The organism is Microcoleus sp. K1-B1 (assembly GCF_036704705.1).
Taxonomy (GTDB): Bacteria; Cyanobacteriota; Cyanobacteriia; order Cyanobacteriales; family Microcoleaceae; genus Microcoleus.
In genome coordinates this window covers 1-12,783 of record NZ_JAUBSH010000027.1, presented here as the reverse complement: position 1 = coordinate 12,783, position 12,783 = coordinate 1, and the positions used below count along the sequence as shown (strand labels likewise).

General features: G+C 46.1%; 11 protein-coding genes. 6 read left to right on the top strand and 5 right to left on the bottom strand.

Translation table 11 applies throughout. The annotated features are described in order from the left end of the window. Positions 1-84 precede the first annotated feature (84 nt). Complete coding sequence (locus tag QUA83_RS12505) at positions 85-807, top strand: DevA family ABC transporter ATP-binding protein (protein WP_333293471.1); 723 nt, start codon at positions 85-87, stop codon at positions 805-807. Between the two features lie 17 nt (positions 808-824). Here the strand turns inward: QUA83_RS12505 and QUA83_RS12500 are convergent, their stop codons facing one another. Beyond that, a complete protein-coding gene (locus QUA83_RS12500) occupies positions 825-1,736 on the bottom strand; it encodes a hypothetical protein (protein WP_333293470.1) in 912 nt (303 codons plus the stop codon). Positions 1,737-1,965: 229 nt separating this feature from the next. On the opposite strand from QUA83_RS12500, the gene QUA83_RS12495 reads away from it, so the two are divergent. The 3 genes from QUA83_RS12495 (at position 1,966) to QUA83_RS12485 (ending at position 6,533) form a co-directional block, all read left to right on the top strand. After that, complete coding sequence (locus tag QUA83_RS12495) at positions 1,966-2,277, top strand: hypothetical protein (RefSeq protein ID WP_333293469.1); 312 nt, start codon at positions 1,966-1,968, stop codon at positions 2,275-2,277. After that, complete coding sequence (gene dnaX, locus QUA83_RS12490) at positions 2,274-5,645, top strand: DNA polymerase III subunit gamma/tau (RefSeq protein WP_333293468.1); 3,372 nt, start codon at positions 2,274-2,276, stop codon at positions 5,643-5,645. The genes QUA83_RS12495 and dnaX overlap by 4 nt, the downstream gene beginning before the upstream one ends. A 378-nt stretch (positions 5,646-6,023) precedes the next feature. Beyond that, entirely contained in the window at positions 6,024-6,533 is a 510-nt protein-coding gene (locus QUA83_RS12485) for a hypothetical protein (RefSeq protein ID WP_333293467.1), read from the top strand. Positions 6,534-6,754: 221 nt separating this feature from the next. Here the strand turns inward: QUA83_RS12485 and clpX are convergent, their stop codons facing one another. From clpX to QUA83_RS12465, 4 genes are all read right to left on the bottom strand, one after another. Continuing rightward, on the bottom strand, positions 6,755-8,098 hold the full coding sequence (clpX, locus tag QUA83_RS12480; protein ID WP_333293466.1) for an ATP-dependent protease ATP-binding subunit ClpX: 1,344 nt from the start codon (positions 8,096-8,098) through the stop codon (positions 6,755-6,757). Positions 8,099-8,107: 9 nt separating this feature from the next. After that, entirely contained in the window at positions 8,108-8,797 is a 690-nt protein-coding gene (gene clpP, locus QUA83_RS12475) for an ATP-dependent Clp endopeptidase proteolytic subunit ClpP (RefSeq protein WP_015179195.1), read from the bottom strand. 520 nt (positions 8,798-9,317) lie between these two features. Beyond that, a complete protein-coding gene (gene tig / locus QUA83_RS12470; RefSeq protein WP_333293465.1) occupies positions 9,318-10,733 on the bottom strand; it encodes a trigger factor in 1,416 nt (471 codons plus the stop codon). 290 nt (positions 10,734-11,023) lie between these two features. Then, complete coding sequence (locus tag QUA83_RS12465; RefSeq protein WP_333293464.1) at positions 11,024-11,209, bottom strand: hypothetical protein; 186 nt, start codon at positions 11,207-11,209, stop codon at positions 11,024-11,026. An 88-nt stretch (positions 11,210-11,297) separates the two neighbouring features. On the opposite strand from QUA83_RS12465, the gene QUA83_RS12460 reads away from it, so the two are divergent. Together QUA83_RS12460 and QUA83_RS12455 are read left to right on the top strand one after the other, a co-directional pair. Further along, positions 11,298-12,341, top strand: coding sequence for an aspartate-semialdehyde dehydrogenase (locus tag QUA83_RS12460; protein ID WP_333293463.1), 1,044 nt, complete (start codon positions 11,298-11,300; stop codon positions 12,339-12,341). Positions 12,342-12,542: 201 nt separating this feature from the next. Continuing rightward, positions 12,543-12,783 (top strand): helix-turn-helix domain-containing protein (locus QUA83_RS12455; RefSeq protein WP_333293462.1); only part of this gene is annotated, 241 nt, incomplete at its 3' end.

Here is a 12,783-nt window from a genome sequence, read left to right as displayed (position 1 = left end):
CACGGATACACGGATTGAAGAAGGAGGAATTATGAAATAAAAAACCACTATTAACTAATAACTAATAACTAATAACTAATAACCATGAATACTTTACCCGTTGTCTCAATTAAAAATCTCAATCATTCCTTCGGCGAAGGACAACTTCGTAAACAGACATTATTTGATATCAACCTAGAAATTTATCCGGGCGAAATCGTGCTGATGACAGGGCCTTCAGGGTCTGGTAAAACAACATTGTTAACCTTGATTGGAGCTTTGCGATCGATCCAAGAAGGTAGTCTGAAAATTCTCGACCAAGAATTGCGGGGAACCGCGAAAAATAAATTAGTTAAAGTCCGCCGCGACATCGGTTATATTTTCCAAGCTCATAATTTGCTTAAATGCTTGACAGCTAGGCAAAATGTGCAAATGTCCCTCGACCTGCACAACCATCTTTCTCCCCAAGAAACTAATGATAAAATAGAGGAAATGCTGCAAGCTGTAGGCTTGGGAGAAAGAATAGATTATTACCCCGACAGTCTTTCTGGTGGTCAGAAACAAAGAGTTGCGATCGCCCGCGCATTAGTCAGCCAGCCGAAATTAGTATTAGCAGACGAACCCACAGCAGCCCTAGACAGTAAATCAGGTCGAGATGTGGTAGAAATTATGCGAGGTTTGGCAAAAGAACAGCACTGCACTATTTTGCTTGTCACCCATGACAACCGCATTTTAGACATAGCCGATCGCATTATTCACATGGAAGACGGCTACCTCGCACAAGACACATCAACAACGGCGGCAACCGACGTTCTTTCGGGAAAATAATATTAATCCACCTCAACTTATTTCCGAGAACCGGGACGCTTTCCTCCTACCTTGGCAGGACTTTTTGTTGCACCTTTAGCTGGAGTTTTAGAACTACTTTTACCACTTTTTTGACCCTTAGCTCCTACTAATTGGCTATCATTGGCATTTGTAGGTCTACCTGCCGGCGTTCTCGTAGTCCTAAACGTAACATTTACCCCTTCATTCGACTGTTCCAGCACCAACATCGGCGTCGGCTTGGCTTTTTGATCCCACTCAATATGAACGATGCGACCTTGAATTGTCGGCTGCCAACTGTCGTGGTCGTCTGAAGGACTCAGATAAGTTTCCAAACAGTCAATAATTTGATTAATTGTCGCTGATGTTGCCTGAGTCGGCAGTTTCATCAGCTTAATTTGAATCCGAAACAGCACTCGTTTTTCTATTTTTACCGCCGGATCGCCAGTTTCGTATTCGATATCAAACATCGAATCCACTTGCCTGCCGCTGCCCGCATTCCCATTTTTATCTCCCACTGCCCCCTGAGTCGGACGCAGGGCAATACTAATTTTCTCTTTGACTTTTACCTTAATCTGGTTCACAATGGCAAAGTGAAATACTTCTTCCGCCATTCGCATTCTCAGGTAGTCTAAATTAAAGTCTCGCGAGTGGATAAGGTCGGGATTCTTTTCCATCTTTAACATGGTTTCCAGAGCCATTTTGTATTTTTTCTGGAGTTCTCGATTTCTAAACTCCTCAAATTTGAGCTTTTTGCTCAAATCGTCGAGTTTTAGCTTGGTAAACACCGCTAAACCGATAAGCAATAACAACAGTAATCCCGACCCTCCCATTAAGAGTTGGTCTAAGGACGGATCTCCGGGTTTAGCCTGTTTAGGTTTGGGAGAGGCTACTGCCAACCTTGGTTCTACAAGGATTATTTGGGTTGACATGGGCTTTTAAAGGGTAAAATTTGACGCTATATTTATACAGGACTCCAGAGTAGAGCTGGTAGTGCAACTGGATCAACCAACATTGACATCATTCCACCATCATCTTGGTACAACTGGATTTCTGCAACTGGAGCACGCACCCTCTAATTAATACTTTATCTTTAACTGCAAGCCGGTTTCCGAAATATCGGAAAATCGCGTGCTGGTACTGGCCAATAGAAATGGTGAATTGTCTGTAATATATTATACCAATACAGCTAAAAAAAATGTTTGTTCGGGGGTCTCCTTTTCTAGAAAAATAAAAAGAAATACACATAAATTAATAGTAACTCTGGGAGCAAGCAGCGGAAAACATCAAGCAGAACAGCCGATCGCCCGGACGATCGAGGGGCGGACGTTGGGAGGGTGTAATTCCTACTGTTGGCTCACTCCCGCCGTGCAAGCCCACCGGGCGGCTTGCTGTGAAAGTCGAGCTGTGGTGCGATCAAACAACGTCTCCTTAGCTAAGATTACAGCTAATACCACCAATATTCGATCGTGACCTACGAACCCCTGCATCACAAATATCGCCCTCAGACATTTGCCGAATTAGTCGGTCAAGAGGCGATCGCCCAAACCCTCACCAGCGCCATCCTACAAGAGCGCATAGCACCAGCATATCTATTCACCGGCCCCAGAGGCACCGGTAAAACCTCCAGTGCCAGAATTTTCGCCAAATCCCTCAACTGTATTTCTACGGTTGCCCCCACCCCCACACCCTGTGGCAAATGCAACGTTTGCCAAGAAATTGCCCGAGGTTCGACACTAGATGTCATCGAAATTGACGCCGCCAGCAACACCGGAGTAGATAACATTCGGGATTTGATCGAACGAGCTCAATTTGCCCCTGTACAGTGCCGCTATAAAGTATATGTAATCGACGAGTGTTTGAGCGGGGATTCTCAGGTAAAAACTAGCGAAGGTCTGATGCGGATCGACAATCCCAACATCAAAGGAAAACAAGTTATCAGCTATAACGAAACTTCAGAAGTTTGGGAATTTAAAAAAGTTTTGAGGTGGTTAGATCGAGGGGAAAAACAAACACTGGTGATTAAAACCGCCAACCGAGAAATCAGATGTACTGGCAATCATCCAATCAGGACAGAACAGGGATGGATACGAGCAAAAGACGTAAAAGAAGGAGTGAAGATACTATCCCCTGTGAATGTGGGTGCGGCACCGTCATTCACAAAATTGGAACAGATGGACGCTTGCGGAGATTTGCCAGAGGACATCAATTTTACGGGAATACCTACGGACAAAAATCCTACGACTTGGCCTCTATTCTCGAACAGGCTCAAGCCATCCAACCTCTCTGTGCGTGTGGCTGTGGAGAACAACTCGAAATACCAGACTTTTTACAAAAAAAAGGCAAAGGGATTAAGAGTATTCAGTCTCATTGGCAGCGACATCCGTATAAAAAAGGACATGGACTTTGGGATGCAAGAACGGAAAAGTTCTTGGCAAATGCCGAAGTTTTGCAACCAGAAACACTCGGACTCATCTACGGAACATTACTTGGAGACGGTTTTATCACCTACCCAAATAAATATAGCCGATTTCCAAGATTGGGCTGGACACACGGAGAAAAGCAGCGGGAATGGTTGGAATACAAAGCTTCTTGCCTTTCGACACTGCGACCAAAGTTACGAGTTACACCTAACAAAGGATACGGAAATATATCAGTCTGTTGCCACACAGTCTGCCACCCCCAACTTAGAGATGTCTTTGACGCTGTTAAACCCAACGGAAACGGAAAATACGTCACAATGGATTGGCTCGATCGCGTCACTCCAGAAGGACTTGCTTGGTGGTACATGGATGATGGCTCGCTCAGCATTTCCCCAGAAGGAAGTCCAAGCATCCAAATTCATACAGAAGGATATTCTAGGGCAGAAAATCAACTCCTTGCCAATTGGCTTACAGGTTTGGGATACCCAACAACAACTAAATTTTACACAAGGTCTAACACCTGTAAAACCTACGACTACATACACATGGGGGCTGAAACCAGTAGAAAATGGGTATCAGACTTTAAACAGTATTCAATCCCTTCAATGGATTACAAGTTTGGAGACAGTCGAATCTGTAAAAGTCGCTGGGGTTGAGAGAGTTTATGATATTGAAGTAGAAGACAACCACAATTTTGTCGCTAACGGTCTTCTGGTTCATAATTGCCATATGCTAAGCACCCAGGCATTCAACTCTCTACTCAAAACCCTAGAAGAACCGCCCGATCGCGTTGTATTCGTCCTCGCCACAACCGATCCACAAAGAGTATTACCAACTATTATTTCTCGCTGCCAAAAGTTCGATTTTCGTCGCATACCCCTCGAAGCAATGATTGCTCACTTACACAAAATTGCCCAATTAGAAAACATCAATATTGCTAGTGATGCAGTACAAATGGTTGCTCAGATCGCCCAAGGCGGTCTGCGAGATGCCGAAAGTTTGCTCGACCAACTGAGCTTATTTCAGGGTGAAGTAACAGTTGAAAAAGTTTGGGATTTAGTCGGCGCAGTCCCTGAAAATGACTTAATGGATTTGCTACAAGCTATTGATACAGATAACGCTACAGCACTAATAGACATGACCCGCCACCTCATGGATCGCGGTCGGGAACCGCTAATCGTCCTGCAAAGTCTCGCCAGCTTTTACCGAGATTTGCTAATAGCAAAAGCTGCACCTAAGCGGTCAGATTTAGTAGCTTTAACCTCCACGACTTGGGAAAAACTGGGGGATTTTGCCCGCAATTGGGATGCGGAGTTGATTTTGGCAGGTCAGAAACATTTGCAAACCCACGAAGTGCAAATTAAAAATACCACTCAGCCGCGTTTATGGCTGGAAGTAACGCTGTTGGGATTGTTGCCCTCAGCAATTAGAACTCAGCAGCAACCAACAACCGAACCAGCGAAAAATGTTGCTCAACCACCACAAAATCACCCCCCCCAGCCCAGGGCGGCCACGGGGGCACCGCCCCTACAATCGGGGGGGAGCCAGACATCTAATATTGAACAATCTTCAGTTCCCAATTCGCAAAATCCTCCACCTCAGCCGCCACCTATTGCTAATCGAACAGAAAGCACACCTGCAGCAGCTATTCCCGCACCTGTACCAACTGCTGAAACGAATCAAACAAATTATTCCCCCACTAATTCAGCCGATGAAATCGATTTAAATCGAGTGTGGGAACAGGTACTTGACCGCGTGCGGCCGCATGGCACTCAATCGCTGCTTCGCCAACATGGACAGCTAGTAATTTTTAGCAATAATACTGCTCATGTTAAGATTAGTTCGCAGCCGTTGCTCAATATGGTTAAAGACAAAGTAGCTAATATTGAAGAAGCTTTTTTGCAAATTTTTAACCGTCGAGTTACCGTAAAAGTGGGCTTGACAAATCCCGCTGAAACTAATAGTTCCCGCGCCAAGGATTTGCCAACTTCTAACGGACGTGTTGGCGAAAATCCCAGGAATTCTCATCCTGTGAGTGATGCCGGCGAACAGGTGCAGAACTCGGTGGGTTCTGAAATTACAGATGATTTTTTGGGGAAGGGTAGAGAAGAACAAAAACACCCGCCAGCGCCTGAAAATACCGCCGTTAATGTGCCGGCAATTTCCGAATCGCGATCGCCCACCAACGGCTCTACCGACTCTCAAAATGACTTTAACGCTCAGGCTATAGCGGTGCGTGATGACGCTCAATATGTCGCGAATACGGCTAGGCAATTGGCTGATATGTTTGACGGGGAAGTAGTGGATTTGTCGGATGACTTGGAGGTTTGGGAGTCGGAAACTTTTAGATTGGAATCTGAACCGGATTTTTCCGAGTTCTCTTCTGAGTTAAATGAGGATGATTTTATTGATTGGTAAATGAGAATTAGAAATTGGAAAGTGGGAATGGGCTTGACATATAATATTAAGTCCAGTTGATCTTACATCTTGCACTATTCTTAGGAACGGGCTCTCCGGCCTGTTCCACAACGCTCCGCAGTCAAAATCCAGTTTATGCTATAACCGCCAAGGCGGTGGCTATTATAAAACAGTTTTCAGGGTTTCTGCCGAGTAGGTCGCTCTCCGTTATTTTGAGTCGGGTAGGTATTATGCTGTGGATATCTGTTGGTGTCTGGGATTTTATAGCTTCGGAACTTACAGAAACCTTGTTTTGGGCTAGGCTTGGAGCACCAGTTATCTTTATTGTTATAATAATACTTGCCGTCCTGTTGAGGTATATAAAAAATGAGAAAAATTTTGAGCGAATACGATTTTCCTTTTTTATTAGCTATTGATTTGGAATCAGAATGGAAGAGAGTTTTGACCGTAGTTGAAAAACATCCTTGGTTAACTGTGGATGGGTATTTTCAGACTGAACAACAATACCGCCGTTACCAAATGAGAATGGGGACAGGGGCGAGTGAAGTTAAGCTTTGGCAAATCGAAAATTGGAATGATAAATATTATCTTGACGAAATTTATCGCTCTAGATATTGGCTGAGTCAAATAGACTTGATCAAATCATTTAATTATCAACATACAAGTTATGGGTTAAAACACGCTTGTGAAAATTGGTGGGGTGTAGAGAAAAGTAAATTGGGTATTCAAGACACTGTGTCTTATGTTGCTAACGGTTGCTTGATTGTAGCAGCTTTAATTTTAGAATGGAAATTCACCGATACTTACCAAGGACATCGATCCCTGAATGTGTATTTCCCGATTAGTGAAAAAAGTCTGAAACGATTGAAACCCGATTATCTAGGTTAAACCCGAAATGACTAAAAATCCAATTCTGTCGCTCCCTAGGTTTGGCCGACTTTTCCTCCTTTCCACAAATAGATTTCATACTTGATTCTTTAGTCTGTCGTGGCGCTGACTTCGTTCAATAATGCTTTAGAGCGGGCTATAAGAACCCACCCCACAAGAAAATTTAATTGTTGTGGAACAGGCATCCTGCCTGTTCCACGAGAATAGTAAAATATCTCAACTTAAGCCGATTCCGGTTTTGGCAGCGAAGACGGAAGTACCAACAACTCAGCAGTCGATCGCTTCTCGACCATTTCCTTAGTAATCGTACACCGGGCAACATCCTTGCGCGACGGCAACTCGTACATCACATCCAACATCAATTCTTCGACAATTCCGCGCAGCGCCCGTGCTCCAGTTTTGCGGCGGTATGCCTCCTGGGCGATCGCCCGAATCGCCTCCGGCTTAAAGTCCAACTGCACATTATCCATCTTCAGCAGCTTTTGATACTGCTTAACCAAAGCATTGCGCGGTTCCGTCAAAATCGCCATCAGCGTTTCCTCATCCAACGGTTCCAACACCGCCGCCACCGGCACCCGCCCAATAAACTCAGGAATCATCCCAAACTTCACCAAATCATCCGGTTCTAGTTGCTTGAGTACATCAGCAGCCCGCTTTTCCTTCGGCTGAGCTTCTCCGGGCTGAATAAAACCCATTGACTTTTTACCCGTTCTCTGCTCTATCACTTTCTCTAGACCGACAAAAGCGCCACCGCAAATAAACATGATATTGCTGGTATCAATTTGGATGCAGTCTTGATAGGGATGCTTGCGGCCGCCTTGGGGAGGTACATTGGCGATCGTCCCCTCCAGCATTTTCAGCAGCGCCTGCTGCACGCCTTCACCCGACACATCCCGCGTAATCGAAGGATTTTCGCTCTTGCGGGCAATTTTGTCAATTTCATCAATATAAATAATTCCGCGCTGCGCCTCTTCCACGTCCATATCTGCCACTTGCAGCAGCCGCAGCAAAATATTTTCCACATCTTCCCCGACATAGCCCGCTTCCGTCAGCGTCGTCGCGTCAGCCACCGCAAACGGCACGTCCAGCATATCCGCCAAAGTCTGAGCCAGCAGAGTTTTGCCGCAGCCCGTCGGCCCGATTAACAAAATATTCGATTTTTGCAGTTCTACTTCTTCCGGGGGGTGCTTGCCACTATTTTTGGCATGGATAAAGCTCAGGCGCTTGTAGTGGTTGTAAACAGCCACCGAGAGTACCTTTTTCGCCTCATTTTGCCCGATCGCGTTTTCGTCGAGGTAATTTTTAATTTCCCTCGGCTTCGGAATTTGGCTCATCAACATACTTTTGCCCGAGGTAGCGCGGCGCTTTTGCGTCGTTTCCGGCTTCGGGGCCACAGCCGCTGCGGGTACTGCACTCGAATCAAACAACTCCTCATCTAAAATTTCATTGCACAAGTCTACGCATTCGTCGCAGATATACACCCCGGGCCCTGCGATCAACTTGCGTACTTGCTCTTGAGACTTGCCACAAAACGAACATTTTAGATGGGAGTCGTACTTAGACATAACAGCCTCTTAATTCAGTGCAGTGACATTCTCTCCCGCCGCCGGAAGGTTTTCTTTAGCGATAACTCGATCGACCAAACCGTAATTTTTGGCTTCCTCGGCTGACATAAAAAAGTCGCGCTCTGTATCAGCCTCTAATTTCTCGATCGGTTGACCTGTGTGGTGCGCTAGCAGTTGATTCAGCTTACGCTTATGATAAAGGATTTCTTTGGCTTGAATCTCAATATCAACTGCTTGACCTTGAGCGCCTCCAAGCGGCTGGTGAATCATAATTCGGGAACTCGGAAGAGACATCCGCTTACCGTGGGCTCCTGCTGTCAGTAGAAAGGCGCCCATACTCGCTGCCAAACCGTAACAAATCGTCACCACATCCGGGCGGATTTGCTGCATTGTGTCATAAATTGCCATGCCGGCCGTCACCGAGCCGCCCGGGGAATTAATGTACATTTGGACATCTTTTTCTGGGTCTTCGGCATCTAGATACAATAGCTGAGCCACTATTGAGTCAGCAACTTCGTCGGTTACGGGAGTTCCTAAAAACACAATTCGCTCCCGCAGCAAGCGCGAGTAAATGTCAAAGGCCCGCTCGCCCATCCCCGACTGTTCTAGTACCATCGGCACTACATTGCTGGGGCTGGAACTGACATCAAAATCGTTATAGCTTGTAATTAGGTAATTGGAAGATTGAGATACAACCATAAGACACCAGTCAAGGATTCTAGACAATTTGCTGCTGCTGATGAAAGCTTTAAATTAAGCCGCCAGCTTTTAACTATTATGCCTCTTCTGAACAGATATCGGGGGAATGGGGAATGGGGAATGGGGAATGGGGCATTGGGCATTGGGCATAGTCGAGCAAAAATCTTGTGACTATTTAACCCACATTCAACAGTAGTTCGACATTAAACGTAAAATTCGATCGCACTTCAGATACCCCCGATCGATCCCCGCCCTAGGGACACTCCAAGACCCCATTAGTGTCCACTTAAGCTTTCCGCCCGCCAAGTCCACCAGTGGGCCCGCTAGTCCGCCAGGGAATGAATTCCCCCTCTTATAGCTAAAGTCCTCGCTATGAGGACTAATGAATTATTCAGTCCTCATAGCGAGGACTTTCGCTTTGAGGCAGGGGTTTAAACCCCTGCCGGACTGAGGGTTTAACGTGTTTGTTGACACAAATAAGGGCTGGCGTTCGGTGTCCCTACTACTTTCATTCTGGGCCCTACTCTTCGCCTACGACTTCCACTTCAACGCTCGTGGCTGCTTCTGCTGAATCTTCAGCGTCCGATTCTTCTGATTCTGCTGCTGCGGGAGTCAGAGAGCCTTCAGGTACGAGTTCGATTGTTCCTTTTTCTTCCAACCATTTCAGGGTTTTTTGTTTGAGCAAGTCTTCTGCTACAAATTCCTGCAATCTTTGGGGGTCAAAATCTCCTCTGGGAAACTGCTTTCTGATTTTTGCTACTTCTGCTGCTACTTCTGCTGGTTCAACAGATAAGGATTCCAGCTTGGCTACTTCTGCCAGAGCTAAATTCTGCTTGAGGCGCTCGATTGCTTCCGGGCGCGAGCGTTCCCGCATCGGCCCCATATTTTCTTCGGTAAACAGTTGGTTGATATCTATGCCGTAATTTTTCAATTGGACGGCTTGTTGATTCAACAAATAATCGATTTCGCGATCGAGCATTGTTTCGGGAATTTCCACTTCTATTAGCTGCGCGAGTGCTGCTGATATAGCTTTTTCCTTATTAGCTGATGTCTGGTTTTCTTTGTCTGCTTTAAACCTAGTTTCGAGCGATTCGCGCAGTTCTGCTAAAGTTTCAAACTCGCTGACTTCTTGGGCGAAGTCGTCGTCCAACTCCGGCAATTCTTTTTCCTTAAGTTCTTTAAGGGTAATCGTAAAGACTGCCGGTTTTCCTGCTAATTCTTCACTACTATATTCATCGGGGAACTGCACCGAAACTTCTCTCGTTTCTCCCGGATTCATCCCGATCATGCCTTGGATAAAGCCCGGTACAAACTGATTTTCCGACAATTCTACTTGAAAATCTTCTGCTTCGCCACCGGGGATTTCTGCGGGAGTTTCGCCTTCGGGTGCTTCCGCAAATCTACCGGAGAAATCAACCAAAGCCGTGTCTCCCAACTGAGCCGGCCGGCCTTCTACGGGGATTAAAGTAGCCTTGTCCGATCGATATTTTGCCAATACCTCATCTACCTGAGCTTCATCATACTTAGCTTCTTCTGCTTGAAGCTGCAAACCTGTGTACTGACCCATTTTCACTTCGGGTTGTACATCAACCTTCGCCGAAAAAATCAGAGGCTGTTCTGGATCGAACTTAGCTAGTAATTCTTCAAACTCGGTGCGAAGTTCAAAACTGCCAATAGCGGCAATTTTTTCTTGTTCGAGGGCTTTTTGCAGGGAATCATTAATCAAATTTTCCAAAGCCGTCGCCTTCAAACGAGTCTGGCCTAGGCGCTGTAGCAAAACTTGACGGGGAACTTTGCCTTTGCGGAACCCAGGAATATTTACCTCGCGAGCAAATTGTTTAATTACTTGCTCGTAAGCTTGTTTTGACTTTTCTGACGGTACTTCGATTTCCAGACCAATTTGGCTAGCTGGAAGTTTTTCCTGGGTTACTTTCATCGGCTTTTTTGATATTTAACAATAGTGTAATAAAATACATACAAATCTGACTTTGCCTGCATTTTAATTTTGTTACGCTTTGACTCGTAACGGCACAACTACAACACCTTTACCGGATGAGACTGTAAGTCATTGCCGGCTACTTTTTTGGCTCTTGCCAAATAGTTTTGGTTTGAGGATACTAGCTTTTGCTGCTAGGAATGTGGAGGTTAAGTCCACTAATTGCCGATGCACCATAGCACATATCGCCCTGTGATGTCAATCTTGCCGGCCTCTGCGGCCAGTCAAAGTCAATGGATGCGCCTGCGAAAATGCAGATATATCGCAAAACTTAACCGGATGCGGATTGGGCGTGGGCGAGCGGCAAAAGATGCTAAACTGGCATTGGGTACGATCGCACGGATCAATCGGGAAGTTCGATCGTCCTTTTCGCTTAACTGCACCATTGCCATCCTCTCATGCTCCTGATATCGCATAACATTAATTAAGTTTGATATTGAGAATTGCAGTTATTTAAATTTTTGATTTCGATCGTTGAAACTATAATTTGTGGAGGAAACTAATTTGTCTCAATCCTATCGAGTTGCCATTTTAGGAGCTACCGGCGCAGTCGGTGCCGAGTTGCTAGAACTATTGCACAGCCGGAGTTTTCCGATTTCTCACTTGAAGCTGCTGGCTTCGGAACGTTCAGCAGGCACTCGCTTGCCTTTTGGCGGTGAGATGCTGCCGGTGGAAGCAGTGTCGGCGCGATCGTTTGATAATGTAGATCTGGTGCTCGCCTCTGCAGGCGGCTCTACTTCTAAATTATGGGCTCCGCAAGCGGTGGCAGCCGGAGCAGTGGTAATTGACAATTCTAGCGCCTTCCGCATGGATGCGAACGTACCGCTAGTGGTTCCAGAAGTCAATCCCCAAGCGGCGGCATCTCACCGAGGTATAATTGCTAATCCCAACTGCACGACTATTTTGATGGCGGTTGCCGTTTGGCCACTTCACAAAGTTAGGCCGATACAGCGCATCGTTGTAGCAACTTACCAGTCTGCCAGCGGGGCGGGGGCGAGGGCAATGGAGGAAATGAAAGCTCAAGCAAGAGCAATTTTGCAGGGGGAAACTCCCAAAACAGATATATTTCCTTACCCCTTAGCATTTAATTTGTTTCCGCACAACACCCCGATTAACGATTTGGGGTATTGTGAAGAAGAGATGAAAATGGTAAACGAAACTCGGAAGATATTTGGTACGGACGAGATTAAAATTACGGCAACTTGTGTGCGGGTTCCCGTACTGCGGGCTCATTCGGAAGCGATTAATCTAGAGTTTGCAGAGCCTTTTAGCGCGATCGAGGCCAGGGAAATCTTAAAGCAGGCAAGCGGGGTTAAGCTGGTAGAAGACTGGCAAGCTAATTATTTCCCGATGCCCGCAGAAGCCAGCGGTAAGGATGAGGTGTTAGTTGGCAGGATTCGTCAAGATATTTCTCACCCCTGCGGGTTGGAGATGTGGCTATCGGGCGATCAAATCCGCAAAGGGGCGGCTTTAAATGCGGTGCAGATAGCTGAGTTGCTGGTAGAAAAAAATTTGTTGCGAACCCAAGTGGCGGCGGCTTCTAATTAGGGGAACCCCTGGCAATTTGGAAATTGAAATTGGGGATTTTAGCTTAGTCGCGGGAAGCCCCGCGCCAAACATGGTACGACCTTGAGCGACGGGATGTTCGCTGTGCGAGTCAAGGGGTTCGAGATCCCGCCGAGTTTGCAAATAATCTCTGCCACCACCCTATTATTTATCATGTTCTGTAAACCGTGCTAACGTAATGGAATGTTAAAAGCAGTCAAGGTCAGATTTTACCCCACAAATGCACAGCAAGCTCATTTGGCTCAAGCTTTTGGGTGTGCGCGTTGGGTCTGGAATCAGTCACTTGCGGCTATGTCAATAGCTTACAAAGAGACGGGTAAAGGTTTGTCTGCTCTTGATATGAAAACGCAGATCCCGTTCTGGAAAGCTGAACACGAATGGCTAAAAACTTGCTATTCACAATGTCTTCAGCAATCTGTGCTAA